Raw genomic sequence first — 26,947 nt, 5'->3', positions numbered from 1 at the left:
AGCAATGCTTACAAGACACCCGCTTCGGCGCGTAGCCGCGCAAAAAACAGCGGTGCTGTCTTCGCGGCTGACGCTGCGCTTGCGCCTTTGCGGCGGGCGTCTGCTCACGCAACCGCCAGAGCAATTTCAAAGTGAAATTGCTCTAACTGTTTATTGGGTCACTATTTTGCAAAGCGGCCAAAATGGCAAGAAAAACCTGTCAAACATCAGGAACCAGTAAAAAGCGTTTCAAGCACACACTACGGAAAAAACGCTGAAGATGAAAGATGGCGGGGCGCGTCCGCGTTCCCCGCCACACAAATCCGTTCAGCAAAAAAGTTTAAAAGGCGGCAATAGCTTCAATTTCCACTTTAGCGCCAAGGGGAAGTGCGCTGACTTCGACGCAGGAGCGCGCCGGGCAGGGGTCAGTGATATACTGCTTGTAGACTTCATTGACAGATCCAAACGTGGTGATGTCAGTGATAAACACAGTGACTTTCACCAGGTTGGCCGCTGTCATGCCCTGCGATTCAAGGATGGCCAGTACGTTTTTGCAGCTCTGGGCGGCTTGTGCCGCAGCATCGCCCTCCACCAGCTTACCCGTGGCAGGATCAATGGGCACCTGGCCGGAAAGAAACATGAGATTCCCGGTTTTGATGGCCTGGCTGTACGGGCCAACGGCGGCAGGGGCTTTGGGAGTGCTGACGACTTGCTTGTTCATGTTATGCTCCTTATCAGCGATACATGGGTAAAAGATTGAAGACAAAAAGTGTATGACAAATAGCTACAAAGCAGCCGTATAAGAGCAGCATGGGCGCAGTGAGCCTTCCGCCAGGCGTGACGTAGCCGCTGCTTGCGAATTTTTTGCGGCCAGCGGCCAGTAAAAGAGCTGGCACAATGACGGCCCAGAACGCCGACGCCAGCCCGGCCCAGCCAATGGCAGGCAAAAAACCGTCCGGCCATATGATGCCGCCAACAATGGGCGGAGCAAATGTGACCAGAAGCGTCTTGGAGCGGCCGGAGCGGCTGTCATCAAATTTGCACAGGTCAGCCATATAGTCAAAAAGTCCCAAACCCGCACCAAGAAAGGATGTGGCCACAGCCAGCAGAGAAAAGCTTTCAAGCATCCGCAGGATGAAAAAGCTGCCAATGCTCTCTCCTGCCGCGCCCATGAGGTCGCCGACATTGCCGCCAGCGGCTATGACGGCCTTGAAGTCTTCACGCGAAATGTTGCCATCCGCCGCTGTCAGCCATGAAATATAGCAAACCAGGGCCACGATGGTTCCATACCGCAGGCTTGCGTTGATGGTGCGCGGCTCCTTGCCCATATATTTTACCAGGCTTGGAACGGAGGCGTGAAAACAGAATGACGTCAGGTAGGTGGATACAGCCCCCCACAGAAAAATCATTTCTCCGCCAGTGCCCCGGCTGTCCGTCAGGACGTCCGGTCGCAGGTGCGTCATCATGCCGCTGATGGAAAAAAGATAGGTTATGACCATGCCGCCCACAAGCAGAATGGAAAACCTGTCTACCGCCTTGGAGCTCCACCAGATGAAGAAAGTAAGCAGCAGGGCGAAAGCGAGGCTTGCAAGCGGTCGCGACGGCACACTGCCGGTTATGGAATTGAAGCTCTGCTCAATAATTGAGCCGCCGCCGCTGACATAGGCATAAATCAGGGTATACAGCACAAAGGCCACCGCGCAGCCGTTGGCGAGGCTCCACCGTGGCCCGAGCAACTCCCGTACGATGGTGTGAAAGCTATGGCCAGGTTCAAAGTGCAGGCTTACTTCCAGCAGCGCCTGACTTGAACGCAACATGACGAGCCATGAAAGCAGCATGAGGCCAATAGACCAGAAAAACCACATTCCTGCCGAAGCCATTGGCAGGGCCAGCATGCCAGCGCCAATGGCCGTTCCGGCCACAAGGGTCGAGCCGCCAAGCACGGGGGGAAGGCGAAAATTCATTATTGATCCTTATGTATCCTTGGTCGGGGGGATTTGAGGGTGGCGGGTGTGGAAATAGTTTGCGAGCAGCGCGCCCGAAATGTTTTGCCAGACGCTGTACAAAGCGCCGGCAATGGCCGCCGTGGGAGAAAAGTGCGCCAGCGCCAGGGCGGTGGCAAGTCCGGAATTCTTGGTGCCCACAGAAATGCAGAGGGTCCGTCCCATGCCTGTGTCAAAGCGCCGGAACCGGGCCAAAAGGCTTCCTGCCGCGAGGCCCGCAAGATTGAGGCATATGACGGCCACCATAATGTCAAAGCCGGCCCGCAGGATATTTTCGGCGTTTATGGCCAGGATTCCGGCCACCACAAGGGTGATGGTCAGCGCTGAAAACAGGGGAAGAAATGGGAGAGCGCTTTTTGTCAGTCTTCCGCAAAAGCTGTGGGCCACAATGCCCAGCAGAACAGGAACCACAACAATCTTGCTGATGGAGGCCATGAGTCCCCATATGTCCACAGGGATCCATACGCCGCCCAAGAGCCAAGTAATCAGGGGCATGAGGATGAGAGAAAGAAACGTGCCCGCTGATGTCAGGGTTACCGCGTAGGGTACGTCACCCTTGGCGATATAGGCAAGAACGTTGGAAGCCGTGCCCCCGGGAGCAGCGCCCACAAGAATGAGCCCCATGGCCATATCCGGCGGCAGGGAACACAGGTGGCAAAGAATGAAGGCCAGCAGGCCCATTATGACGAACTGCGCCGCAATGCCCCAAAAAATCCGGCCAGGGCTGACTATAATATGACTGAAGTCGTCAAGGCGCAGGGTCATGCCCATGCCGAACATGATGAAACCCAGCAGGATGGTAATGTGGGGAGCCACCCATAAAAAAATCTCTGGCCGCCAGAGGGCCAGACCAGAACAGGCAATAACCACAATACCCATATAGCGCGTGATGGCGGCGCTGATTTTAGTAGCAAAACGCAGCAAGACAAATTCCTCCGCCTGTGGCGTCACAAATCATGTGGGGGATACTGGCAGAGTCGTGCTGGCTTGGCAATAGCCCCCTAAAAAAGGTACTGACAATAAAGGGTTGGGCAAAGCGGCATGCCTGCCGCACCTATCTTGCGGCAGGAAGTTCACTTGTAAAAGCTCTTCCAAGCAGGTAGGCTGTTTCTTTAAGAACGCGCCCATTTGGCGCGCGTTTTCGTGTCGCACTTCTGCGCAAGGCGAAAGCGTCACCAAATTTTGAGGAGCATCATGAGCAACGAACCAGACAAGATTATTTATTCAATGATCCGCGTGACCAAGCGCCACGGCCAGAAGGAAGTGCTTAAAGACATTTCCCTCTCCTATTTTTATGGGGCCAAAATTGGCGTGCTTGGGTTGAACGGCGCGGGCAAATCCAGCCTGCTGCGAATCCTGGCTGGCGTGGACCAGGCCTACGACGGCAAGACTGTCCTCGCCCCGGGCCACACCATAGGTTATCTGGAGCAGGAGCCCCTTTCCAGTGAAACGCGTACCGTGCGCGAGGTGGTTGAGGACGGCGTCAGCGATCTGACCGCCATTGCCCGCCAGTTTGAAGAGATCAACGCCAAGTTCTCCGAGCCCATGGAGCCGGACGAAATGGACGCGCTGATCACGCGGCAGGCTGAAGTGCAGGAACTTATGGACGCCAAGAATATCTGGGATCTGGATTCCCGGCTTGAAATGGCCATGGATGCCCTGCGGTGTCCCCCCGGCGACATGCCCGTGCCCCAGATTTCCGGCGGCGAGCGCCGCCGTGTCGCACTGTGCCGTCTGCTGCTGCAAAATCCTGATATTCTGCTGCTGGACGAGCCCACCAACCACCTGGACGCGGAGTCCGTGGCCTGGCTTGAACGCTATCTCTCCACTTTTCCCGGCACAGTTATCGCCGTCACGCATGACCGTTACTTCCTTGATAATGTGGCGGGCTGGATTCTCGAACTGGATCGCGGGCGGGGCATTCCCTGGAAGGGCAACTATTCGTCCTGGCTTGAGCAAAAGCAAAAACGCCTTGCCCACGAAGAAAAATCAGAAGCCGAACGGCAGAAAACCCTGCAACGCGAGTTGGAGTGGGTGAGGATGTCTCCCAAGGGGCGGCACGCCAAAGGCAAGGCCCGACTTAACGCCTATGAGGCCATGCTTTCGCACGAGAGTGAAAAGCGTGCGCCAGACCTTGAAATCTATATTCCGCCGGGACCGCGACTCGGCAAGAGCGTTATTGAAATTGACGGCATCAGCAAGGCCATGGGCGACCGCATGCTGATGGACGGCGTGAACGCCATCATTCCGCCAGGAGCCATTGTGGGCATCGTTGGCCCCAACGGCGCAGGTAAAACAACGCTTTTCAAGATGCTGGTCGGTCAGGAAAAGCCTGATTCCGGCACGCTCAAGGTTGGAGAAACCGTACAGTTCGCCTACGTTGATCAGGGGCGTGAATCCCTTACGCCCGGAAAAACCGTGTACGAGCTCATCAGCGACGGGGCGGAGGCCATAAAGCTTGGCAACCGCGAGGTCAACGCCCGCGCGTACTGCACCCGTTTCAACTTCCACGGGGCGGATCAGCAAAAAAAGGTCGAAGTGCTCTCCGGCGGTGAACGTAACCGGCTGCATCTGGCGCGCATGCTCAAGTCCGGGGCCAACGTGCTGCTGCTTGACGAACCCACCAACGATATTGACGTCAACACCATGCGCGCCCTTGAAGACGCGCTGGACAACTTTGCGGGCTGCGTGCTGGTGATCAGCCATGATCGCTGGTTCCTTGACAGGGTGGCCACGCACATTATGGCCTTTGAAGACGATGCCAACGTGGTTTTTGTCGAAGGCAACTATTCAGATTATGATGATGACCGCAAAAAGCGGCTCGGCAAAGATGCCGACACGCCGCACCGCCTCAAATTCCGTAAACTGACACGATAAACGCCTCCCCCCCGCGTCGGCTGCCCGGCGCGGGGGGGCAGGCTCTTGTGGAGGGCAGATGCATAAATGGAAAAATCTGCAAGACCCTTTTCGCCGCTGTAATTTTTCAGACAGTGCGCGCATCCTGGTCTTGAGTCTCTTGGTAACTCTTATGGCCACTGGCGGCGCCTGGGCTGTCCCCGGAAAAATTGCCGCCACCGCGCCGACAAGTCCGGTGTCCGTCATTCTCTCGCCTTCTGGCGGCCAGGTTCAGGTTGAAGAAACCCTGCCCGTTGTCATGAATGATGATATGGGCGTTTTAAGCTTTGTGCTGCCGGGCGGCGCTGAAGATCTGCAGATCAATGTGCCGGGGCACGTCATCGCCCGTTGGACGACCTTTCCCCAGGCTTTGGAGCGCAAGGGGCATCTTGCCGCCATGCGTGAAGACCTGACAACGGAGATTAACGAAGTCAACGGCAGGCTTGCCGCGCTCAAGGCCCAGTTGGCGCTGTGGCAAAGTCCGCCTGTCAGCAGTTCCTACCAGGACCTTGTCCAGCGGGAAAAGCGGCAGGAGGGCGCAATCCCCGGCCTGATCATCGAGCAGGCCAATCTTGTAAGCCGTCTGGAAACACTGCGTCAGCAACTGGACCAGTTGCCCCTGAGCCCGGAGATGGGACAGCGCGTCACCATTGCTCTGCGCAAACCCATCAAGGATAAAAACCTTAAGGTAACATACAGCTATCAATTGCAAAATTGTGGCTGGCGGCCTGTATATTCTTTTGACGCAAAAACCGGCAATGGCAAGAGCAATGAAACCGCCGTTCGCCTGATGGCTGAAATCTGGCAACTTTCGGGCATTGATTGGCAAAACGCCCAGATTACCCTTATTTCGAGAGGTGAAGGGCCGCGCGAACCTGCAAAGCTGAGAAAATGGGTCGTTGATTCACAGGCCACGCCTGCTCCCATGCCTGCCCCGGTGGCACGTCAGGCCGCCGGTCGGGCCATGATGATGGCGGCCGATGCTGACGCCGCCCCCATGGCGCCCCCTGTGGTGCACGACAGCAGCGCCGTGTTCGCCCGCTGGAGCCTTGCCGTGCGCGGCCTGCCCGAAGGGCGCTCCCGTCTGCTCATTGTTGAAGACATGTGGAAAACCTCCCTGCAATGGCTGGCCCGCCCCACCACAGGCGACAGTCGCGTGTGGCTCATGGGCAAGTATACCCTGCCTGCAGAGCAATCCTGGCCTGATGGTTCCGCAGAGTTTTGCGTGGATGGCCAGGGCGTCGGCCAAGGCTTCTTCACCCCGCGCGGGGGAGAGGCAACTCTGTATTTCGGGCCTGACCCGCGCGTGCACATAAACGTCATTGTGAACAGCAGACGTCGCGGCGAAAGCGGTTTCCTTGAAAAGAGCCGTACGTGGACCTGGGCCTGGACATACGTACTGACCAATACGCACAAGAATCCGGTCAGCGTCCGTCTTGAGCGGCCCATGCCGATGATCGTTGATCAGGGCGTCACGGTCACCTACAACGACGCGCCACCCTCGCAGCAGGTGCCGGATGAACAGATGCTGCTGTGGAATGTTGACGTGCCCGGCGACGGCAAGGCCGAGGTCAAGCATTCCGTGACCATCACCTCATCCAAAGAAATACCGATGATCAGTGATATTCCCTAATGCCTCCGCATGGGTAATTCATAACGGAAAAGCCGCCCTGTCATGGCAGGGCGGCTTTTACAACCACGAAACGGCGCGTAAACGGTTTAGCGAGGAGCAAAATCACGTGAAATTTAACCCTATTTTTTTTGACCTTGACGGCACCATCACCGATTCGGCGCAGGGCATCATTCGCGCTGTGCAGTACGCGCTGGAGTCTTTCAATATCTCCGCCTCAAAAGAAAGCCTGATCCCCTTTATCGGCCCGCCGCTCCGGGATTCGTTTGCACAGTTTTTTCCCGGAGATCCTGAAAAAATTGAACAGGTGGTCGCCAAGTACAGAGAATATTACGGGGAGCAGGGCCTTTTTGAGGCCCGCCTGTATGACGGCGTTGCAGATCTCTTGCGCCAACTGGCGGAAAACGGGCACATTCTCGCCCTGGCAACCTCCAAGCCGGAATCCTTTGCCGTGCGCATCATAGAGCACTTTGACCTGACGCACTATTTTACCTGCATTGCTGGGGCGCAACTCAAGGGAACGCGCACCGACAAACCCGCAGTCCTGCGTTACGCCTGCGAGACTCTCGGCATTACGCCGTCAGAAGACTGCCTGATGGTTGGCGATCGCAAGTACGACGTGCTTGGAGCGCATGAAGTGGGCATGCCCTGCGCCGCCGTTTTATATGGCTATGGGTCCGAAGAGGAGCTGAAAAAGGCTGGCGCGGATCAGATATGCCGCGATGTGAAGGCGCTGCGGAAGTTATTGACCGGAGAGTGATGGGCTTTATTGGAACGCTTGCGACAGGAGCAACGTGATGTCCATCTGTTCGGCCTCATTGCCTGCCAGAGAACGCTCAATCTCAACTTCCGGATCTCTGCTCAAATCCAGAGCGCGGGGCTTTATGGGTCTGCCCACCGGATCGAATGCCAGCATGATGCATGGCTGCGCGGGGAAGTTAGGATTGGAGCGGCAAACAACGCCGCGCTCGCCGCTGGACAGCTGCACTGGCGTGCCCACCGGATAGATTCCCATCATTTTGATAAAGCGCTCAACATATCCGGGGGCCCAGGCCTGTCCCCGCATTTTGTACATGACGGCCAATGCCACATTGGCCGGCATGGGCGTTTTATACACCCTTCGGGCTGAAAGGGCGTCGTAGTTGTCGCTCACGGAAAGAATGCGGCCATAGATGCCTATTTTTTTTCCGGACAAACGATACGGATAGCCTGTGCCATTGTGTCTTTCATGGTGCTGCACCACCCCTTGCAGAACTTCCGGGCGCACGTTTTCCACTTTTTTGAGCTGATTGTAACCAAGCAGCACATGAGATTGCATGATCTCCAGCTCGTTTGGCAGAAGCTGACGTGGCGCGTTGAGAATTTCCTGTGGCACAAAAGCTTTGCCAAAGTCATGTAAAAGGCTAGCCATGCCGACAAGATGCAGGTTGTCTTCTGACAGGCCGAGATAATGGGCGTACGCGACAGCGAAGATGGTCACATTGACCGAGTGCGTGTATGTGTATTCGTCCGAGCTTTTAAGCTTTGACAAGGAGATGAGCGCGTCAACATTGCGGTTCAGACTGTTGACGATGGACTCCACATACGGCTGGGATGCCGCCACATCCACAGCGCCGCCCTGGGCGGCCTGCATCAGGCTTTTTACATGCTCAAAGGAATCCGAATAGATGGCTTTGGCCTGAGGTATTTCCTCATCCAGAGAAACCTGTGGGGTACGGGGATCTGGCCAATCCGAGAAGTCATCATCACCGTTTGCCGATCCGCCCGGATGGTCAGCATCGGGGTCTTTTGCGAAACCGTCCATTTGACGGAAACGGCTGGGGTCATGATACGCTTCTGCAAAGCCCTGCTTGATGATTGTATCTATTTCTTCCTGCGAAGTAATAAGGCCCTCTTGCATATACAAAAGGGGAGCTTTAAGCCAGGAAATACCCGGATTAACAATAAACATCCCTGGCTTGAGCTCAGTAATAATTATTTTTACTGGATCCATAGCCACGAAACCGCCTCTCTATATCCGGGCCACTATGACATGGCCCGGATATACACGTCTGGAGTAAAGACTCACTAGCGTTATTTAACAGTGAAATCAATCTGACGGCCACGCGAACAGGACCTGCCCTAAAGGCGCAAGTTCGGCCTGTCAGATATAATGTCGCCAACACAGGGGTGTGGTCAGCTTTGAACGGTATGTACTCAAAGCTGATATCCTCTAGCCGATATCCCAGTCAAGACCGAAAGTGTCGTGCAATATGCGCACGGCCAGCTCAACATACTTTTCCTGAATCAAAATGGTGATCTTGATTTCAGAAGTGCTGATCATGAGAATGTTGATGCCTTCCTGGGTAAGGGCGGCAAATGTGCGGGCCGCCACGCCCGAATGATTGCGCATGCCCACGCCAATGGCCGAAACCTTGGCCACGCTCACATCGTGCAAAACTTCGGACGCGCCGGTTTTTTCGGCAACTTCTTTCATCACCGCCAGTGTTTGCTGCAAATCTTTGCGCGAAATGGTGAAGGTGATGTCCGTATGACCGTCCAGGCTGGTGTTCTGCACAATCATGTCAACCAGAATGCCTTTTTCAGAGAGCGGCCCGAACACGGCAGCGGCCATTCCAGGCACATCGGGCAGATCGCGCATGGTCACGCGGGCTTGATCTTTATCGTAGGCAATGCCGGAAACAAGAACGGCTTCCATGCTGGAATCCTCCTGAGTAACAAGGGTGCCGGGATCACTGCTGAATGTGGAGCGCACCCGCACGGGAACTTTGTATTTTTTGGCAAATTCCACCGAACGTATGTGCAGAACCTTGGCCCCCATGCTAGCCATTTCCAGCATTTCTTCATAGGCGACGCGGTCCATTTTACGGGCGGTCGAGCAGATATTGGGGTCAGTGGTATAGACGCCGTCAACATCTGTGTAAATTTCGCATTCGACTGATCCCAGAGCCGCAGCCAAAGCCACAGCCGAAGTGTCGGATCCGCCGCGACCGAGGGTGGTTATACGGCCGTCTTCAGTGCAACCCTGAAAACCCGCCACCACAAGCACATCGTAGTCTTCAAGAAAAGCGTACAGGGCTTTGCTGTTTATGGAGCGGATACGCGCGCGGCCGAAGTCTTCGTCAGTCGTAATGGGTATCTGCCAGCCCAGCAGGGATCGGGCACGAATTCCCGCATCTTTGAGCAGCATGGTAAACAGGCTGATGGAAACCTGTTCGCCAGTGGCCACAAGCGCGTCGCATTCGGCCTTGTCCGGCGTGCCCGACCATTCATCGGCAAGCGCTAAAAGGTGATTGGTTTCGCCAGACCTGGCTGACAATACGGCTATAACCTTGTTGCCCTGAGCGAGGCCGTGCAGAACTTTTTCTCGCACCTGCTTCATGCACTCAAGTCTGGCCACAGAGGTGCCGCCGAACTTTTGTACTAAAATTTTCATGCCTGTATCCATTGCCCACTATCCTTAAAGAGTACAACAGGCCAGCCGCATAGACGGCCGGGCCCCAGCCTCAGGCTTTGCGCATGGGCCATTGACCGCGCAAATGACGCAACAGAGCTTCGGCCCGGGAGCCGTGCGCCTGTAGCGTCAGTAATCGACCTTCTTCGCATGCCTTTAATGTGATGTCCAGATATTCTTCGGGTCTGTCCTGCTCGGGCAGTAATTCAGACCATTCAATTATATTTAAAATCTTCGGATTATCCAGCGCGTCAAAAAGTTCCTCCGGCAAAGATCCGGCACAACGGTAGAGATCGCAATGCAGAATAGGTGGTACTGTTGCATAGTGGTTGCATAGAGTAAAAGAGGGGCTTGCCACTTCCGCTTCTGATCCTCCCGGTAAAGACAGCACCATGAAACGTGTCAGCGTTGTTTTTCCGCTGCCAAGGTCGCCATGCAACAGAAGCGTCCTTGTTTTTGCATCGGCACTTACGGTCGCCACAAGCATTTGGGCAAAGCGGGCTGTGTCCTCAAGGCTGTAGAGTATTATCTGGGCCATGCAAAAGTATCTTCCTGGTCTTGCTGAATGGTGTGAAGCACGTGAGGCAGGGCATCTGCTGTCGCTGTTGGAGTGTTTCCGCGCAGGGGCCATTGCACGGCCAGACTGCGCCCGGCCAGAGCGTGCAGGGCTACGCCCATGCCTGCAGCCAGCAGGGACGGGTGACAGTCCCAGGGCAGAGCGGCGCTGTGTTCACGCAGAATACCCGCCCGTGAAGCCAGCAATCCGCCTATGCAGCCCGCCAGCACATCGCCCGACCCGCCCACAGCCAGCTGAGGGACATCATATGGGCAAATCAGTGTGGGGCCAGATAATTGCCGCACCATGGTGCCTGCCCCTTTAAGCACCGTAACGCCACAACTTGCGGCGCACAGTTTATCCAGGGCCGCCCACCGGTCGCCCTGAACGGACTGGGCCGATTCGCCAAGAAGCATGCCCGCCTCGCCTGGGTGCGGCGTAAGAACATCTTCTTTGCGGATTTTATCCAGCAGCCTGGGTTCGTACGAGAGCAGGGCCAGGGCATCGGCATCAAAAACAGTCGGCGGCCGTTGCGCTTCCAGCAGGGCATGCAGAAATTTCGCGGCGTCTTTGCCACGTCCCATTCCCGGGCCGATGACCAGGGCGGTGCAGCTTTCTATTAAGGAGTGAAGTCTCGTTGAAATGTCAGACGGCCAGTGGGGTCCTGTGTTCTCCAGAGCCAGCGTCATGATTTCAGGCCAGCCGCATTTGATGTCGGCGATGGCGTCAGAGGGCGCGGCCACGGTCACCAGTCCCGCGCCAGTGCGCAGAGCCGCGCGGGCGGCAAGGTGGGCTGCGCCTTCGTAGCCAGGCGCGCCCCCCAGAATCAGGATATGGCCGAAAGTGTTTTTAAAGCTGTTCTCAGGCAGGCCGGACGGCAAGGCAAGGGGCGCAAGACAGTGCCCGTCAAGCAGGTAACCGGAACAGTGCGCGCCATCGCGCACCCTTGTGGGTATGCCGATATCGCGCACATGCACGGAGCCCGTCCATTGTCGGCTCCAGGGCAGGGCCAGGCCGGGTTTTCCTGCCGCAAAGCAGACCGTGCATGTTGCCCGTACCGCAAGGGGCATGGGATTGCCCGTGCAGGCGTCCAGCCCGGAAGGGATGTCCAGGGACATGACCAAACGCCCTGGCGCGAGTGCATTTATGGCTTCAACAAGGGATAGGGCGTCCGCACGCAGTGGCCCGCGAAAGCCGGTGCCGAGCAGGCCGTCAACAATCAGGTGCGGCAGATCATCATGCGGCAGGTTCCAGCGGTTCTGTCTGAACCGCAGTTGGTAAAAAGGCACGCCAGAGGCCTTGGCCACCTTCATGTGTCGGGCGCTGGCCCCTTTGTGCTGGCTTTGCGCTTTTGTGTGCAGCACTAGAGGGTGCGCGCCCGCGTCAAGGAGGTAGCGCGCAAGGCAGACGGCATCGCCCCCGTTATTGCCGTTTCCCATAAATAACCAGACAGTTTTGCCGGCAATATCAGGGCAATGGCGGAGCAAAACGACAAAAGCCTCACGCGCGGCGTTTTCCATCAAGAGCATTTCAGGTAGTCCAAGAGCCTCCGCGCCCTTATCCCAGGCGCGAATCTCCTGAGGAAAAGGCAGGGGAGGCAAGAGAAAGCGGGACGTGGATGAATAACTCATTAGCTCTCCAGAACCACCACGGCCACAGCCGAAGCGCGGTCATGGCTGATGGATACGTGGCAGCGGGTAACGCCCATGGCCTGGGCCTGTTGCAATGCCTTGCCGTGCAGCAGCAAGTGCGGCTTGCCGCCTGGGCCGGAAACAGTCTCAACCTGAACCGGCCCGATGCCCTGGCTGAATCCCGTGCCCAGAGCCTTGACGGCTGCCTCTTTGGCGGCAAAACGTCCGGCCACGTAATTGAGCGGATGATCCGGCATGCCAGCCAATTCTTCAGGCCCCAGAATCTTTTCGGCAAAACGCAGACCAAAGCGGCCAAGACTTTTTTCTATGCGGGCAAGATCAACGATGTCGATGCCCATGCCTACTATCATTTTATCCCCATTGCTGCGCAAAGGTAAGTGCCCCGGGACTTTTGACTCAGGAGGTCTGGTTGCTCAATGAAAAAAAATATCGTATATTCAGCCATTCGACGAACCATTTTGACCCGTTCCCGGTTATGACGTCAAGGGTGCGGCCTGTTTTGAATACAGGGAGAACACTACATGAAATTGTGCATTATCGGCACCGGCTATGTGGGCCTGGTAAGTGCCGCCTGCTTCGCTGAAATGGGCAATACCGTGAGCTGCGTTGATGTTAACCCGGCTGTCGTGGACAAACTGAACGCCGGTTATGTGCATATTTTTGAACCCGGCCTTGAACCCATGGTGCGACATAGCCGTGCCGATGGCCGACTGACGTTCACCACCGCGCTTGCGGAAGGCATTGCAGAAGCCGATTGCGCGTTTATTTGCGTGGGCACGCCGCCGCAGCCCGATGGTTCCTGCGATCTGAGCTATGTTCGCCAGGTGGCCAGCGAGATCGGCCAGCATATGCAGAAAAACATGGTCGTTGTGGACAAATCCACGGTGCCGGTGGGCACGGCGGACGAGGTGCGCGGCCTTATTGAAAAAGAACTGACCAAGCGTGGCGTTGATCTGCATGTGGACGTGGTTTCAAACCCCGAGTTTCTGAAAGAGGGCGACGCCATTTCTGATTTCATGAAGCCCGACCGCGTGGTCATTGGCACAAATTCGGAAAAAGCCGCCGCGCTTATGCGCGAACTTTACGCGCCTTTTGCCCGCACCCGCGACAAAATTATTGTCATGGGCGTGCGCAGCGCTGAAATGACCAAGTATGCCGCCAACTGCATGCTGGCCACAAAAATTTCATTCATCAATGAAATTGCTACTATTTGCACCCAGGTCGGGGCGGACGTGCGTGATGTGCGCACCGGCATCGGATCAGATTCCCGCATCGGCTACCAGTTCATATATCCCGGCGTAGGGTATGGCGGTTCGTGCTTTCCCAAGGATGTGAAGGCGCTTATCCGTACTGCTGAAAATGCGGGCGTAAGGCCGGAACTGCTCAATGCCGTGGAAGCTGTGAACGCCCGGCAGAAAAAATACATGGCCAACCGCGTTGAAGAATATTTTGCCCCTCAGGGCGGCGTGGCGGGCAAGACCCTGGCCATGTGGGGGCTGGCCTTCAAGGCAAATACCGATGATATGCGCGAAGCAGCCGCCATTACCATCATCAACGAACTGACATCCCACGGGATGAAAATCAGGGCTTTTGACCCCGTCGCCGCCGACAATGCCCGCGCGATTTTTGCCGATAACAAGCTGGTGGAAATTGTGGACGACCAGTATGCGGCCTGCCAGGGCGCGCAGGCGCTGATGGTCGTGACCGAATGGAACCAGTTCCGCAACCCGGATTTTGCAAAAGTTCGCGCCCTGTTGACCGCGCCTCTGCTTTTTGACGGGCGCAACCTGTATTCACCGGCCACGATGGCTGCTCATGGTTTTGCCTATTTCTGCATCGGAAGGGCAAATGCCTAGCTGGCAAAGAATTGCCATATGAAGGCTGTGTAGCGGCTAAAAGGGCTGATCGTCATGTTCAGCCCTTTTTTAGGTTTTTTGGCAGGGTGTCCCCTGGTGTTCCGGGGTGGAGCAGTTTCGCCCCCTCCTTTGGCCAATTGCATGGCCGGCATTGGTGGAGTATATTTGGCATATGAGCAAGACCACTCCTTCCCCCCAAGAAAGCGCCAGACAATCGCTTTCTCTTTCTAGTCCTGCGGGCGACCACCATGAGCAGCAACTCAAACTGCTCTATGATCTCGCCGAGGTGGTGAATACCACCACAGACCTTGTACAGGCGCTGAATAAGGCTCTTATGCTAATGGCGGGCCATCTGCATATGATGCGCGGCGCCATCACGCTCATATCTCCACATACTGGTGAAATACGGACTGAAGCGGCCTATGGCCTCAAGCCCGCCGAACTGCGTCGCGGCCGTTACGTGCGCGGCGAGGGGATCACGGGCCGGGTTATTGAAAGTGGCCGCCCCATGTATATTTCCAATGTGTCTGAAGAACCGCTTTTTCTTAACCGCACCCGCTCACGGGACTTGGGCAAAGAAGGAATATCCTTCCTCTGCGTTCCCATACGGCTCAACGATCAGGTGGTGGGCGCGCTGTCTGTGGACCATTTGCTGGTGGATGATGCAACGCTTGAAGATGAAATGCGCCTTTTGACTATTGTCTCCACCCTGTTGGGGCATTCTGCCCTGGAAACTCAGGGAAGAATGGATGAAGAGACCTCATCGCCATTACGCCCCAGGGGATTTGTCGGAAATTCAGAAGGAATGCAAAAGGTTTATGCGCAGATAGCTCAGGTTGCGCCATCAGCTACAACGGTTTTTTTGCAAGGCGAATCAGGTACTGGCAAGGAATTGGCGGCACGGGCCATACACGTTGGCAGCGCACGCGCCAACAAGCCCTTTATTTCGCTCAACTGCGCGGCCTTGCCTGAAAGCCTTATCGAAAGCGAACTCTTCGGGCACGAGCGCGGCGCGTTCACAGGGGCCAATGCAACCCGCAAGGGCCGCTTTGAACTGGCCAACGGCGGCACGCTGTTTCTGGATGAAGTCGGCGAACTTTCGCTCATGACGCAGGCCAAACTTCTGCGGGTTTTGCAGGAAAGAGCTTTTGAACGTCTGGGCGGTATGGAAACACATTATGTTGATGTGCGTTTCATTACCGCAACCAACCGAAATCTTGAACATATGGTCAATCAGGAAACGTTCCGCCGGGACCTCTTTTATCGCCTCAATGTTTTTCCCATATATCTTCCTCCGCTGCGTGGCCGTCCAGAGGATATTCTGCCTCTTGCCAACCACTTCATCAAAAAGTTCGCGCAGACCAATGGACGTGAAAATGTGCGCCTTTCCCTGGCCGTCATGGATATGCTGCAACGCTATGCCTGGCCGGGCAATATCCGTGAACTGGAAAACGTAATGGAGCGGGCAGTGCTTCTTCTTGGCCGTGAAGGCTTGGTGCTGCCCCAGCACTTGCCGCCCGCTTTGCACGGTGCCCACTGCACCACTGTAAATGGAGAAAATGTGTGTACCCTGCGGCCGGGATTCTCCGGCAGCTTGCAGGATCAGCTGGACGAGCTGGAGCGCGCCTCCATTGTGGAAGCTCTTGAGTTCAGCCAGGGCCAGATGGGAAAGGCCGCCGCCAGTCTTGGGCTGACTGAAAGGATAATGGCCTTGCGCATGAAAAAATATGGCATCAATTACAAGGAGTTCCGGCTTAAGCGGGAGCGCCTGTAAAATACTTGCGGCAACGCCTTTGGCTGCTTGCATATTTTGATATTTTTTATATAAAAATGCGCTGTTACATGAATTTTGCCGTATTTTTTCCCCTGCTGTGAGGAATCAGCGCAAAGGACCTCTGCCGAAAAATCTACGTTTTTGTAATTTTATTTGGCCATCGTGCGCACATACTTGATAAGCCTGAAACAGCTTGCTGCTTCAGGCTTATCGCTTTTCTTGGGCTGAATTCGCTCTTTTTCATACATGAATCTACAAAAACGTATATTTTTAAAAAAATAATATATTTATGTGATATAATTGAATTTTATTAAAGCATCTCTTTTGAAGCCCGTGGCCCTCCGACTGTCGATAAAATTTTTCTACAAAATTGTAAAAAAATAAAAGGCAAAGTGAGAGGTCGTGAGGAGGAAGGTCATAGACATGGAAAAAATATTAATTAATATTAGCATGTTAGTTTAAGATGCGCAGGTGGTTTTCGCCTTTGGCATGGATAATGCCTAAGTGGGTATGTACTGGCAACGACAGTGTGTCGTTGTGACGGATCTGGCGCCGATCCGTCGAAGAGGTTCAGTCAACACGGTACGCCGATGCTGCATCAACTGAAGATTTTCACGCGATGCGGCAAGGTTGGCCGTAAAGATCAAGGATGCCCGTATGAACGCCTCAGATACCGCATTTATCATTATCTGCGCCACTATGGTCATGTTAATGACCCCGGCTCTGGCCCTTTTTTACGGTGGTTTGGTTCGCGCACGCAATGTACTTTCCACGAATATGCACAGCTATGCCTGTTTGGGACTTATCTCTGTCCTGTGGGCCTTTGTGGGGTACACCCTGGCTTTTGGCGATGACGTGGGCGGACTGATCGGCAATCTCAATTATCTCTTTCTGAAGGGCGTCGGCGGTGAATCCGCCCCCATGGCCCCTCAACTGCCGCACACTGTTTTCATGGGGTTTCAGTGCATGTTCGCGGTACTTACCGTTGCCCTGATTTCAGGCGCCTACGCTGAACGCATGCGTTTTTCCGCCATGCTCCTTTTTTCCGGACTTTGGCTCATATGCGTATACTCACCCATGGCTCACTGGGTGTGGGGCGGCGGCTGGATGGGCTCCATGGGCGCTCTTGACTTCGCGGGCGGCGCGGTTGTGCACATGTCTTCCGGCGCTGCGGCCCTGGCCTGCGCGCAGGCTCTTGGACCGCGGTTGTCCACTGGAACGCAGCACAGCCCTCACAGTCTTCCCCTGACCCTGCTTGGCGGCGGTATCCTCTGGTTCGGCTGGTTCGGTTTCAATGCGGGCAGCGCCCTGGCCGCCGGCGCCCTTGCCGGACAGGCCCTGGTGACGACACATATGGCCTCTGCTTGCGGTATTCTCGGCTGGATGCTCATCGAATGGAAGCACACTGGCAAGCCCACGAGCCTCGGCGCAATATCGGGCGCGCTGGCCGGGCTGGTAGCCATTACACCTGGCGCGGGGTATGTTGAAATTCTGCCCGCCATGCTTATCGGGTTCGTTGGTGGTCTTGTCTGCTACGGCGGCGTGTTCATGAAGGGCAAGCTTGGCTATGACGATGCCCTTGACGTGGTCGGCATTCACGGTCTTGGAGGCACATGGGGCGCTCTTGCAACCGGGCTTTTCGCCAGCGCCGCCATCAATAATGTGGATGGACTCTTCTACGGCAATCCTCGTCAGGCATGGATCCAAGTTGTCTCCATCATCGGTACCTGGGTATTTGTGTACATTGCCACTCGCGTAATCCTTTATGTCGTGAACGCTATCGTCGGCCTGCGCATCGCGCCTGAAGAAGAATTTACGGGCCTTGATCTCGGCGAACATAACGAACGCGGCTACAATATGTAAGGCTTGCCGAAAAAAGGAACAACAGCATGAAAAAGCTCGAAATTATCATCCGGCCCGGTATGTTTGAAAAAGTCAGGGATATGCTTTCTGAACTGGGAATCCATGGCCTCAACTACACTGAAATCAAGGGTTTTGGACGCCAGCGCGGGCATACAGAAGTGTACAGGGGGAACATCATGCAAGTGGACTGCCTCCCTAAGGTAAAAGTTGAAATCGTACTGCATGAGGACATGCTGGAGTCTGTGCTCAATGCGGTAATGACCACGGCCAGAACAGGCCAGGTTGGCGACGGCAAGATTTTCATCAGCGATGTGGAGGATGCCATTCGCATCCGTACGGGCGAACGTGGCGATGCGGCTCTGTAAGAGTTGCCCCCCCAATGACACAAACTTTTGTTTAAAGGATAAAGGAGAAGACGTATGAGTTCCCCCCGTAAAAAGGCTTTGTTCAAGGCTATAAACACCGCCCCTGTCATGCCTTCCAGTAAGGATGAACTTGGGTGCGGCGCTGAAGAAGGTTTTGGCCGCTACGTATTCGGCCTCGCCACCATGCGCAAGCGCCTGCCCAAGGACGTCTACCGCAAGCTGGCCAAGACCATTCGCGAAGGTGAACGCCTGAACCCCGAGATCGCCGATGTCGTGGCCAATGCCATGAAAGACTGGGCCATCGAAAATGGCGCAACCCACTACACGCACTGGTTCCACCCCATGACCGGTCTTACGGCTGAAAAGCACGACGCTTTTTTGTCGCCCACGTCCGATGGTCAGGTTATCAGCGAGTTTTCAGGCAAGATGCTTATCAGCGGCGAGCCTGACGCGTCTTCCTTCCCGTCCGGCGGCATCCGTTCAACCTTTGAGGCCCGTGGCTACACCGCGTGGGATCCTTCTGTTCCCGTGTTCATAATTCCCGCTCCTTACGGGGCCACGCTGCACATTCCCACCTACTTCTATTCGTATTCCGGCGAAGCCCTGGACCGCAAGATTCCTCTGTTGCGCTCCATCTCGGCTCTGTCCAGGCAGGCGCTGCGCGTTCTGCGTCTGTTCGGCAACCAGTCGGCCACCTACGTGCGGGCCATGGTGGGCCCGGAACAAGAGTACTTTCTGGTGGACAAGAACCTTGCGGCTCTGCGCCCTGATCTGATGTTGGCAGGCCGTACCCTGCTGGGCGCGCCTTCTCCCAAGGGCCAGGAAATGGAAGACCACTACTTCGGCGCCATTCCCGGTCGTGTCATGAGCTTCATGCAGGACGTGGAAAAAGAGTTGCTGGCTCTGGGGATTCCCGCCAAAACCAGGCACAACGAAGTGGCCCCCGGTCAGTTCGAGCTTGCGCCCGTGTATGAAGAGGCAAATATCGCCTGCGATCATAACATGCTTGCCATGAACATGATGCGTCATTTGGCGGGCAGGCATGGTTTTATCTGCCTGTTGCATGAAAAACCCTTTGCGGGCGTCAACGGCAGCGGCAAGCACAATAACTGGTCCATGGGAGACTCCGAAGGCCAGAACCTGCTCAACCCCGGCACGACCCCTCAGGACAATGCGCAGTTCCTGGTCTTTCTGGCCGCTGTCCTGCGTGCGGTGCACAAGCACAGCACGGCGCTGCGTCTCGGAACTGTGGGGGCGGGCAACGACCATCGCCTTGGCGCCAACGAAGCGCCGCCGGCTATCTTGTCCGTGTACCTGGGCGAGCAGTTGACTGACGTGCTTGAGGGCATAATCAATGGGCGCGGTTCCAAAAACAAGAAAAGCGGCGTTATGGAAGTCGGCGTGTCAACCCTGCCGCCCCTGCCCGTGGATCTTTCCGACCGCAACCGTACCAGCCCCTTTGCCTTCACCGGCAACAAGTTCGAGTTCCGCGCGGTTGGCTCTTCACAGTCCGTAGCGCCCGTGAACATTGTGCTCAATGCCGCAGTGGCCTGCGCCCTGGACGACATTGCCACCGAGCTCGAGGCTTCCATTTCTGCAGGCACGGATTTGAACACCGCCCTGCAGGAACTGCTGCCCCGTCTCTTTAAGGAACATATGCCTGTGGTATTCAACGGCAACGGCTATGCCGAATCCTGGGCTGAGGAAGCTGCCCGTCGCGGCCTTCCCAACCATAACAATACCGTCACGGCTCTGGAGCACTACAGTGATCCGGAAGTCATGAATGTTTTCTTGCGTCACGGCATCCTTACTGAACGCGAAATTCTGTCGCGTCAGGAAATCCTGTTTGAAAACTACTGCAAAACCATCTGCATTGAGGGCAACCTCATGCTTGACATGCTGCGCACCTCAGTACTGCCCCAGTGCCTTGCGGCCCAGGTCATCGCCGCTGACGCGGTGCTCAAAACCCGTGCCGTGCTTGGTGAAAAGGGCGCTGCTGCCGAAGAGGTGAACTTCAACACCCTGCGGGGTCATATTGTGGCTCTGCAACAGGGCGTTGTTGAATTGGAAGCGGCCATTGCCAAAACTCACAAAGTTGAGGGTGCGCTTGAAGAAGCCAAGGCCGCGCGTGATTGCATCCTTACGGCCATGCACAAATGTCGCGAGCATGCCGATGCCCTTGAAGGCATCGTGGACGACACCTTGTGGGTGCTGCCCAAGTACGAAGAACTGCTGTGGGTGCACTAGACATCAGTGTTGATGAACAGTGAGCGTCTCATACCGTTCAACCGCACGGAGGACAATGACGCGTAGCGCATTTCCAGAAAGTTGATGACAGGAGTCTCATCCCGGGGGGGAAGGTGGTCTCCCTGTCATCGGCCTCTGCGGCAAGCCGCAGGGAGCCACGGGCCTCGCCGTTCGCCGCAACGGACGGCGAAGGCCGGTGGCCACAAGGTGGAGAGTCTGGCGGCTCTCCACCTTTTTCATGTGGCGTCGTAAGCCCCATATTTACTTTTATTTTGATTCAGAATAATTTAGTTATTCAATATATAGTCAAAAATGTTTTCTTGAGGCGTGTACGCTTTTGATTTGACAGGAAAGGAGAAATATATGGCTGCGGCATTGCGCTTTACGAAGATGCAGGGCATCGGCAATGATTATGTCTATGTCAATGGCTTTGAAGAGCGCGTTGACAGTCCTGGCGAGCTCGCCCGGAAAATTAGTAACCGCAATTTTGGCGTTGGTTCGGACGGACTTGTGCTTATTTTACCCTCGGCATCAGCCGATGTTCGCATGCGCATGTTCAATGCTGACGGGTCTGAGGCGGAAATGTGCGGAAATGCAGTGCGTTGTGTTGGCAAATACGTATACGACCACGGCATTCAGGTTAAAGACGTAATCACGGTCGAGACAGGCGCTGGCGTGAAGGTTGTGCGTCTGCTGTTTGAGGCTGGCGAAGTCTGCGGCGCTACTGTTGACATGGGCGAACCCGAACTGACCCCTTCAAGAATCCCCGTGCTTACAGAGGCATCGCCAGACGGCGGCCAGCAGCGCTTTGTGGCTCATCCTGTGGATGTGAACGGCCAGTTGTATGAAATCACCGCCGTGTCCATGGGCAACCCGCATGCCGTTATATTCATGAAGGGCATTGATGATCTGGATTTGCCCCGCATGGGGCCGGATTTTGAACACCACCCCCTGTTCCCCAAGCGCACGAACACGGAATTTGTCGAGGTTATTTCATCCACCAAGGTGCGTATGCGTGTATGGGAGCGCGGCGCGGGAGAAACGCTGGCCTGCGGTACAGGCGCGTGCGCCGTTGCTGTGGCCTGCGTGCTCAATGGTTATACCGGGCGCGACGTGGAGGTGGAACTCAAGGGCGGAACGCTGAAAATCCATTGGGATGAAAACAGCAACCATGTGCACATGACCGGCGGAGCAGTAACCGTCTTTGCCGGAGAATATTATATCTGATCACAGGGGCCATAAATGACTATCGTAAATAGCAATTTTCTCAAGTTGCAAAGCAACTACCTTTTTGCCGACATTGCCCGCAAGGTGGCTGCCTTCAAGGAGGCGAACCCCGACAAGCGCGTCATCAGTCTGGGTATTGGCGACGTTACGCGCCCCCTTGTGCCTGCCGTTATCAACGCGCTGCACACGGCTGTGGATGAAATGGGCGATGCCGCGCATTTTCATGGTTACGGGCCCGAGCAGGGGTATGCCTTTTTGCGCGACATTATTGTTGAGTATGACTACAAGGCCCGAGGCGTGAACCTGAGTGCCGATGAGGTTTTTGTCAGCGACGGGGCCAAGCCCGATGTGGGCAATTTTCAGGAGCTTTTTGCCCAAGACAGCCTTGTGGCTGTCACAGACCCCGTGTACCCCGTCTATGTAGACTCTAATGTGATGGCTGGGCGTTCCGGGGAGATGGAAGGCAAGCAGTGGAGCAACATTGTCTATCTGCCGTGCGTGAAAGAAAACGACTTTGTGCCTGACTTTCCCAAGGTGCGGCCGGATCTGATCTACCTTTGCTATCCCAATAACCCCACCGGAACGGTGCTTTCACGGGCGGCCTTGCAGGGCTGGGTTGACTATGCCCGGCGTGAAGGCTGCGTCATCATGTATGATTCGGCCTATGAAGCCTTTATCACTGACGCTGATGTGCCGCACAGCATCTATGAGCTTGAGGGCGCGCAGGAAGTGGCCGTTGAGTTTCGCAGTTTCTCAAAAACGGCCGGATTTACCGGTCTGCGTTGCGCCTATACCGTGGTGCCAAAGGCCTTGCAGATCAGCGACGGCAAAGGTGGCAAGGTCAGCCTCAATGCGCTGTGGAATCGCCGCCAGTGCACCAAATATAACGGCTGCCCCTATATTGTTCAGCGCGCGGCCGAGGCTGTGTACAGCGAACAGGGACACAAGGAAATCATGGGGGTGATCGCAGGATATCAGCGTAATGCCGACATGTTGCGCACTGCCGTGAGCGATATGGGCCTTTCCGTGTATGGCGGCGTGAACGCTCCCTATATATGGGTGCGCGTGCCCAGTGATACGGATTCCTGGGGATTCTTTGACAGATTATTGCAGGTTGCCCTGATCTGCACACCTGGCGCAGGCTTTGGCGCTTCCGGCGAAGGGTATGTGCGCCTGACCGCCTTTGGTTCGCCCGAAGACACGGAAGAGGCAATCAAGCGGCTTAGAGGTCTGTGCTGATACGGGATCCCTGCCATAAGCTAACGGACATTTTTGAAAACCAGAAACCACCTGCACGTTGCGGGTGGTTTCTGATTTTCTGGTCATCAACTGAAATGGCTGCACTTGCAGCTATTATTTTGATCAGGTTGCTGGCTTTTTTGTTTCACTTCCAGAGCCAGGCAGGGCGAAGTTTTTTATGCTGTCCAACGCTCATTGGCGGGGATGCTTTAAACATGTGTTTTGGGGGGAGTCCTGATGGGTGATATTCTTGCACCCAGCAGTGCGTCAGAGGCACAGGAAAATAATATTCCTGTCAAAACAAAAAGAAGGCCGATCCAATGAATAAACTCTATGTGTTCGTGCAAGACAAGCCAGGAGAAAAAGATGCTGCTTAAGGGCACAAGTCCGGTAAATGATCCAGCCACTCCGGCAGGCACTTCGGCTACGCCCTTGAACCAAAACACATAGGAAAGAAAAGAAACAAAGAAACCATAGTATGCCACACATACTATGGACGACGTGTTCATGAGCGCAAAATCATAACCAAGCGCATCGTACAGCGCCAATGGCAGCAGGCAGGCAAACGCGTACAGTGAAACCAAGGTTGTTCGGAGCAGTGCGGACATGGGCTGGCACAGGGATTTACTTGAAGTAGTCGCGATTTGATCTGACAGTTGTCCCTTGAAAAGCGAGGGGAACTCCGTTTTGATGGAAGTGTAAACGTACCATCAACCGGGCACAGCGCCCACGGAGTTTCCCCATGGAAAGTTTCAATCAAAACGTCATCAAACACAAGACCGGACTTCTCAACCTTGCTGCCGAACTCGGCAATGTCTCCAGAGCCTGCCGCATCATGGGCTTTTCCAGAGATACCTTCTACCGGTATCAAACAGCACGAGACGCCGGAGGCGTTGAAGCGCTGTTTGAGGTCAGCCGCAAAAAGCCCAACCTGAAAAATCGCGTGGAAGAGGCCACGGAACTGGCGGTGTTGGATTTTGCGATAGCCTTCCCTGCTCATGGGCAAGTGCGGGCCAGCAACGAACTGCGCAAAACCGGCGTATTTGTGTCGCCGTCAGGGGTGCGTTCCATCTGGTTGCGCCATGACCTGGCCTCAATGAAGCAGCGCCTGAACGCCCTGGAGAAGAAGTCCGCTGAAGAGGGCATTGTGCTCACCGAAGCCCAGGTACAAGCTCTGGAGCGTAAAAAACACGACGATGAGGCTTGCGGCGAAATAGAAAGCCATCATCCCGGATATCTCGGCAGTCAGGACACATTTTACGTCGGCACCATCAAGGGCGTCGGCCGTATTTATCAGCAAACCTTTGTGGATACCTACTCTAAGTGGGCGGCTGCCAAGCTCTACACTACCAAAACACCCATCACCGGAGCCGACCTGCTCAATGACCGGGTTTTGCCATTCTTCACTTCAATGGAAATGGGCATTATCCGCATGCTGACGGACAGGGGCACAGAGTACTGCGGCAGACTGGAAACGCATGACTACCAGCTTTATCTGGGCATAAACAACATAGAACACACCAAGGCCAAGGCGCGGCATCCGCAGACAAACGGCATCTGCGAACGTTTCCACAAGACCATCCTGCACGAGTTTTACCAGGTTGCCTTCCGGCGGAAACTGTATAACTCTCTGGAGGAACTGCAGGCCGATCTGGATGTCTGGATGGAACATTACAACATCGAAAGGACACATCAAGGGAAAAAGTGTTGCGGCAGAACGCCATTGCAAACACTCCTTGACGGAAAACAGATCTGGAAGGAAAAGGTCGGACAACTCAACTAACCTGACAATCGGAACCATCAAAACGGAACCGACTGTCAGATCAAGTCTGAACTACTACAATTTACTCATAACCGAAAACAGGGATTCACACAGGATCGCCGCCAGCACAAGACAATTCCCAAGCAGGGTGGCCCCGGCCTCCGCTGCATTTTCAAGAAATGGCATGATGTTCATGGCAATGATGCCTATGGAAACACATGCCGCACCCGCAAGCCGGGAACCGGGCAGCTTTTCGCGCAACAGCAGTACCGCCAGAAAAGCTATAAGCACCGGGGCCGTGCTGCCAATGAGACCCGCCGTCGTTGCTGAGGTGTGCTGTAACCCCCAGAACATGAAAACACGGTAAAGTACAACGCCGCAAAGTCCCTGGCCAAAAAGAATCATGTGTGTTTTACGGTCTGAGGGCCACGGTGCTTTACGGCGACGCAGTGCGGGAAAAAGCAGAAATGGCAGGCTGAAGGCAATGCCCAGCTCTGCGCCAAGAAAAATTGGGATGTCCGAAACAATTATCTTGCCCGCCACAACCGCGCTGCCAGCAATGATCATTGCCATGGCAAGGTAGCAGTACGCTTCCATCTGTCTGTCCATTTTCACCTGACATAGTTGTTGATTGCCTTGCAGTTTTTCAATGGCTGAATTTTGGCCACTGCCATGAGACTTCTTGCTCTCTGCCAGATCTGCATATATTGATGAAAAATGGTATTTAACAGATCCACTTTTTGCCGAATATTGCCAGACCACTTTTTCAGGAGAACATATGTGGTTCACGCCAGACAAAAAAAGCAGGGTGCCTGTCTCGCGGCAGTTGTATGAAAAAATTAAATTCTTTATTCTTTCTGGTATGTTGCGCGAAAGTGAAAGGCTGCCGTCCAGCAGGGCGCTTGGCAAAGATCTGGACATTGCTCGAAGCACCGTTCTGGAGGCCTATGACCAGTTGATTGCCGAAGGCTATCTGGAAACCCGCCAGGGATCGGGCACAACGGTTGCGCGGGGTATTGTCGTCATGGCGCGAACGTCTGTCGCTGATGCTCCAGCCCGGATTTGTGCTGACGAGCGTCATTCGGGCGAAGGGCAGCACAGCGCGCATATCAGTTTTCGCTCAGGCATCCCGGATCTGGAGGCTTTCCCCAAAAAGGAATGGGCGAAAATTTACGCACGCGTCTCCGAATCATTGCCTTCAACTTCTTTCCGCTATGGCGAGGCGGAAGGCGTATGGGAATTGCGTGAGGCCATCGCGGCGTATCTTTTCAGGATGCGGGGAATCAAGGTGTCACCGCGCCGTGTCATGATAACCTCGGGTTCAACCCAGGGGCTGAGCCTTGTTGCCCGCTTGCTGCGCAAAAAGGGTGACGTCGTCTTTGTGGAAGATCCCGCGCATACTGGGATGGCGGCGGTAGTGAACCGCGCTGGACTGCGCGTACAAGGTGTTGGCGTGGATGCACAGGGTATGGATGTGTCGGCCTTGCAGAAATTTCTTGCAGCGCCAGGGGCAGACGTGGCTTTTGTGTATACGACCCCATCTCATCAATACCCCCTGGGCGCGATTTTACCCATTCAGCGGCGTCAGGCCCTTGTGCGCTTTGCCCGCGAAATGTCCTGCGCCGTGGTTGAAGACGATTACGACAGCGAGTTTCGCTATGAGGGCGCGCCCACAAGTGCGCTTTATGAACTTGATCCTGAAATGGTGATCTATCTGGGATCTTTCAGTAAAATTCTTTCCCCGGCCTTACGCCTCGGATTTGCGCTCATTCCAGAGAGCATGATGGACGACTGGAGAAGAGAAAAAAGATATATGGATGTGCATACCGATGCCCTGTCGCAATATGCGCTTGCAGCATTCATCAGCAAGGGCGAGCTTGAGCGGCATATCTGGAAAATGAAGAAAATCTACGCCCGTAAAAGGAATCATTTGCTGCAATGCCTGGCAAAAACTTTTGGCGGGGCGGTGACAGTCAGAGGGCAGGCGACGGGCCTTCATCTTGTGGCCAGCTTTGCAGACATTGCGTTTTCAGATGCAGTGACGGAAACGCTTTATGCCAGGGGCGTGAAGGTGTATCCGGTGGAACGCTATTCCCTGAATGGTGACGGCAGCCATGCCAACGAGATAATTCTTGGCTATTCGCACCTGACGCATGAAGAAATTTCACGCGGCCTTGAAATCATCAAAAAAACACTGCGCCCCTAGAGCAATTTCACTTTGAAATTGCTCTGCTGACGCGAAGGCGGCAGCCGCCACGAAGTGGCGTGGATTCTGGAGAAAACCACGTTTTTCGCCAGAATGATGCGTTGAAACACGGAGTGGTTCAAAAGCAAAATGCTCTAACAGAAAAGCCATTGTATTTACCAAGGCACAATAAGAGTTTTAGGGGGTGGGGGCGTGGGGGAGGCTACCCTTTTGCATAAGGGTCGCCCCCACAAAGCAGT

Annotated in this window: 22 protein-coding genes; 12 read left to right on the top strand and 10 right to left on the bottom strand. The window is 55.1% G+C overall.

Annotation, left to right across the window (positions count from 1 at the left end; translation table 11 throughout):
* Window positions 1-319 precede the first annotated feature (319 nt).
* From DESU86_RS00305 to DESU86_RS00295, 3 genes are read right to left on the bottom strand one after another with little or no spacing between them, the layout of a single operon-like run.
* Window positions 320-700: a RidA family protein gene (locus DESU86_RS00305; protein ID WP_179979229.1), complete on the bottom strand. Its 381-nt coding sequence runs from the start codon at window positions 698-700 to the stop codon at window positions 320-322.
* Between the two features lie 13 nt (window positions 701-713).
* The gene (locus DESU86_RS00300) at window positions 714-1,943 is read right to left on the bottom strand and encodes an aromatic amino acid transport family protein (RefSeq protein ID WP_179979228.1); all 1,230 of its coding nucleotides are present in this window, start codon (window positions 1,941-1,943) and stop codon (window positions 714-716) included.
* A gap of 9 nt (window positions 1,944-1,952) precedes the next feature.
* Window positions 1,953-2,906: a bile acid:sodium symporter family protein gene (locus DESU86_RS00295; RefSeq protein WP_232088198.1), complete on the bottom strand. Its 954-nt coding sequence runs from the start codon at window positions 2,904-2,906 to the stop codon at window positions 1,953-1,955.
* 270 nt (window positions 2,907-3,176) lie between these two features.
* Between DESU86_RS00295 and ettA the strand changes: the two genes are divergently transcribed.
* From ettA to DESU86_RS00280, 3 genes are all read left to right on the top strand, one after another.
* A complete protein-coding gene (gene ettA, locus DESU86_RS00290; protein ID WP_179979227.1) occupies window positions 3,177-4,859 on the top strand; it encodes an energy-dependent translational throttle protein EttA in 1,683 nt (560 codons plus the stop codon).
* Window positions 4,860-5,010: 151 nt separating this feature from the next.
* Entirely contained in the window at window positions 5,011-6,510 is a 1,500-nt protein-coding gene (locus tag DESU86_RS00285; RefSeq protein ID WP_232088197.1) for a DUF4139 domain-containing protein, read from the top strand.
* A gap of 106 nt (window positions 6,511-6,616) precedes the next feature.
* The gene (locus DESU86_RS00280; protein WP_179979225.1) at window positions 6,617-7,267 is read left to right on the top strand and encodes an HAD family hydrolase; all 651 of its coding nucleotides are present in this window, start codon (window positions 6,617-6,619) and stop codon (window positions 7,265-7,267) included.
* Window positions 7,268-7,273: 6 nt separating this feature from the next.
* Here DESU86_RS00280 and DESU86_RS00275 read toward each other — a convergent pair whose 3' ends face one another.
* The 5 genes from DESU86_RS00275 to DESU86_RS00255 all read right to left on the bottom strand — a co-directional run bounded on the left by DESU86_RS00275 (window position 7,274) and on the right by DESU86_RS00255 (window position 12,519).
* Window positions 7,274-8,500, bottom strand: coding sequence for an HD-GYP domain-containing protein (locus tag DESU86_RS00275; protein ID WP_232088388.1), 1,227 nt, complete (start codon window positions 8,498-8,500; stop codon window positions 7,274-7,276).
* Between the two features lie 219 nt (window positions 8,501-8,719).
* Window positions 8,720-9,943 carry an aspartate kinase gene (locus DESU86_RS00270; RefSeq protein ID WP_179979223.1) on the bottom strand — a complete coding sequence of 408 codons (1,224 nt, stop codon included), beginning with the start codon at window positions 9,941-9,943 and terminating at the stop codon, window positions 8,720-8,722.
* A gap of 70 nt (window positions 9,944-10,013) precedes the next feature.
* Complete coding sequence (gene tsaE / locus DESU86_RS00265) at window positions 10,014-10,499, bottom strand: tRNA (adenosine(37)-N6)-threonylcarbamoyltransferase complex ATPase subunit type 1 TsaE (protein ID WP_179979222.1); 486 nt, start codon at window positions 10,497-10,499, stop codon at window positions 10,014-10,016.
* On the bottom strand, window positions 10,487-12,148 hold the full coding sequence (locus DESU86_RS00260; protein ID WP_179979221.1) for an NAD(P)H-hydrate dehydratase: 1,662 nt from the start codon (window positions 12,146-12,148) through the stop codon (window positions 10,487-10,489). Before DESU86_RS00260 ends, tsaE begins: the two co-directional genes overlap by 13 nt.
* A complete protein-coding gene (locus DESU86_RS00255; RefSeq protein ID WP_179979220.1) occupies window positions 12,148-12,519 on the bottom strand; it encodes a holo-[acyl-carrier-protein] synthase in 372 nt (123 codons plus the stop codon). Before DESU86_RS00255 ends, DESU86_RS00260 begins: the two co-directional genes overlap by 1 nt.
* A gap of 171 nt (window positions 12,520-12,690) precedes the next feature.
* On the opposite strand from DESU86_RS00255, the gene DESU86_RS00250 reads away from it, so the two are divergent.
* From DESU86_RS00250 to DESU86_RS00220, 7 genes are all read left to right on the top strand, one after another.
* Window positions 12,691-14,025, top strand: coding sequence for a UDP-glucose dehydrogenase family protein (locus tag DESU86_RS00250; protein ID WP_179979219.1), 1,335 nt, complete (start codon window positions 12,691-12,693; stop codon window positions 14,023-14,025).
* Window positions 14,026-14,197: 172 nt separating this feature from the next.
* Window positions 14,198-15,799: a sigma-54 interaction domain-containing protein gene (locus DESU86_RS00245; RefSeq protein WP_232088196.1), complete on the top strand. Its 1,602-nt coding sequence runs from the start codon at window positions 14,198-14,200 to the stop codon at window positions 15,797-15,799.
* Between the two features lie 657 nt (window positions 15,800-16,456).
* A complete protein-coding gene (locus DESU86_RS00240; protein ID WP_179979218.1) occupies window positions 16,457-17,662 on the top strand; it encodes an ammonium transporter in 1,206 nt (401 codons plus the stop codon).
* A 26-nt stretch (window positions 17,663-17,688) separates the two neighbouring features.
* Complete coding sequence (locus tag DESU86_RS00235; protein WP_179979217.1) at window positions 17,689-18,027, top strand: P-II family nitrogen regulator; 339 nt, start codon at window positions 17,689-17,691, stop codon at window positions 18,025-18,027.
* 54 nt (window positions 18,028-18,081) lie between these two features.
* Window positions 18,082-20,274 (top strand): glutamine synthetase III family protein, encoded by a 2,193-nt coding sequence (locus DESU86_RS00230; RefSeq protein WP_179979216.1) that lies wholly within the window; start codon window positions 18,082-18,084, stop codon window positions 20,272-20,274.
* 363 nt (window positions 20,275-20,637) lie between these two features.
* On the top strand, window positions 20,638-21,501 hold the full coding sequence (gene dapF, locus DESU86_RS00225; protein WP_197957522.1) for a diaminopimelate epimerase: 864 nt from the start codon (window positions 20,638-20,640) through the stop codon (window positions 21,499-21,501).
* Between the two features lie 15 nt (window positions 21,502-21,516).
* Complete coding sequence (locus DESU86_RS00220) at window positions 21,517-22,740, top strand: LL-diaminopimelate aminotransferase (RefSeq protein ID WP_179979215.1); 1,224 nt, start codon at window positions 21,517-21,519, stop codon at window positions 22,738-22,740.
* Between the two features lie 209 nt (window positions 22,741-22,949).
* Here the strand turns inward: DESU86_RS00220 and DESU86_RS00215 are convergent, their stop codons facing one another.
* Complete coding sequence (locus tag DESU86_RS00215; protein WP_269474323.1) at window positions 22,950-23,384, bottom strand: DMT family transporter; 435 nt, start codon at window positions 23,382-23,384, stop codon at window positions 22,950-22,952.
* 98 nt (window positions 23,385-23,482) lie between these two features.
* Here DESU86_RS00215 and DESU86_RS00210 point away from each other — a divergent pair, with 98 nt between their 5' ends.
* The gene (locus DESU86_RS00210; RefSeq protein WP_072312028.1) at window positions 23,483-24,523 is read left to right on the top strand and encodes an IS481 family transposase; all 1,041 of its coding nucleotides are present in this window, start codon (window positions 23,483-23,485) and stop codon (window positions 24,521-24,523) included.
* Between the two features lie 54 nt (window positions 24,524-24,577).
* Here the strand turns inward: DESU86_RS00210 and DESU86_RS00205 are convergent, their stop codons facing one another.
* On the bottom strand, window positions 24,578-25,291 hold the full coding sequence (locus DESU86_RS00205) for a DMT family transporter (protein WP_232088387.1): 714 nt from the start codon (window positions 25,289-25,291) through the stop codon (window positions 24,578-24,580).
* Here DESU86_RS00205 and pdxR point away from each other — a divergent pair.
* The gene (gene pdxR / locus DESU86_RS00200) at window positions 25,281-26,708 is read left to right on the top strand and encodes a MocR-like pyridoxine biosynthesis transcription factor PdxR (RefSeq protein ID WP_179979212.1); all 1,428 of its coding nucleotides are present in this window, start codon (window positions 25,281-25,283) and stop codon (window positions 26,706-26,708) included. The genes DESU86_RS00205 and pdxR overlap by 11 nt on opposite strands.
* The last annotated feature ends 239 nt before the right edge of the window (window positions 26,709-26,947 follow it).

Source organism: Desulfovibrio sp. 86, assembly GCF_902702915.1.
Taxonomy (GTDB): domain Bacteria; phylum Desulfobacterota; class Desulfovibrionia; order Desulfovibrionales; family Desulfovibrionaceae; genus Desulfovibrio.
Note: the sequence above shows the minus strand (reverse complement) of the source record. Positions and strands in the feature narration are given on the sequence as shown.

Bases quoted from the DNA above. Each gene is read 5' to 3' on its own strand.
- DESU86_RS00260 (WP_179979221.1), bottom strand. From the start codon at position 12,148: ATGAGTTATTCATCCACGTCCCGCTTTCTCTTGCCTCCCCTGCCTTTT.
- DESU86_RS00285 (WP_232088197.1), top strand. From the start codon at position 5,011: ATGGCCACTGGCGGCGCCTGGGCTGTCCCCGGAAAAATTGCCGCCACC.
- DESU86_RS00235 (WP_179979217.1), top strand. From the start codon at position 17,689: ATGAAAAAGCTCGAAATTATCATCCGGCCCGGTATGTTTGAAAAAGTC.
- DESU86_RS00300 (WP_179979228.1), bottom strand. From the start codon at position 1,943: ATGAATTTTCGCCTTCCCCCCGTGCTTGGCGGCTCGACCCTTGTGGCC.
- DESU86_RS00245 (WP_232088196.1), top strand. From the start codon at position 14,198: ATGAGCAAGACCACTCCTTCCCCCCAAGAAAGCGCCAGACAATCGCTT.
- DESU86_RS00305 (WP_179979229.1), bottom strand. From the start codon at position 700: ATGAACAAGCAAGTCGTCAGCACTCCCAAAGCCCCTGCCGCCGTTGGC.
- tsaE (WP_179979222.1), bottom strand. From the start codon at position 10,499: ATGGCCCAGATAATACTCTACAGCCTTGAGGACACAGCCCGCTTTGCC.
- dapF (WP_197957522.1), top strand. From the start codon at position 20,638: ATGGCTGCGGCATTGCGCTTTACGAAGATGCAGGGCATCGGCAATGAT.
- DESU86_RS00220 (WP_179979215.1), top strand. From the start codon at position 21,517: ATGACTATCGTAAATAGCAATTTTCTCAAGTTGCAAAGCAACTACCTT.
- DESU86_RS00230 (WP_179979216.1), top strand. From the start codon at position 18,082: ATGAGTTCCCCCCGTAAAAAGGCTTTGTTCAAGGCTATAAACACCGCC.
- DESU86_RS00275 (WP_232088388.1), bottom strand. From the start codon at position 8,500: ATGGATCCAGTAAAAATAATTATTACTGAGCTCAAGCCAGGGATGTTT.
- DESU86_RS00240 (WP_179979218.1), top strand. From the start codon at position 16,457: ATGAACGCCTCAGATACCGCATTTATCATTATCTGCGCCACTATGGTC.
- DESU86_RS00210 (WP_072312028.1), top strand. From the start codon at position 23,483: ATGGAAAGTTTCAATCAAAACGTCATCAAACACAAGACCGGACTTCTC.
- DESU86_RS00255 (WP_179979220.1), bottom strand. From the start codon at position 12,519: ATGATAGTAGGCATGGGCATCGACATCGTTGATCTTGCCCGCATAGAA.
- DESU86_RS00270 (WP_179979223.1), bottom strand. From the start codon at position 9,943: ATGAAAATTTTAGTACAAAAGTTCGGCGGCACCTCTGTGGCCAGACTT.
- DESU86_RS00250 (WP_179979219.1), top strand. From the start codon at position 12,691: ATGAAATTGTGCATTATCGGCACCGGCTATGTGGGCCTGGTAAGTGCC.
- pdxR (WP_179979212.1), top strand. From the start codon at position 25,281: ATGTGGTTCACGCCAGACAAAAAAAGCAGGGTGCCTGTCTCGCGGCAG.
- ettA (WP_179979227.1), top strand. From the start codon at position 3,177: ATGAGCAACGAACCAGACAAGATTATTTATTCAATGATCCGCGTGACC.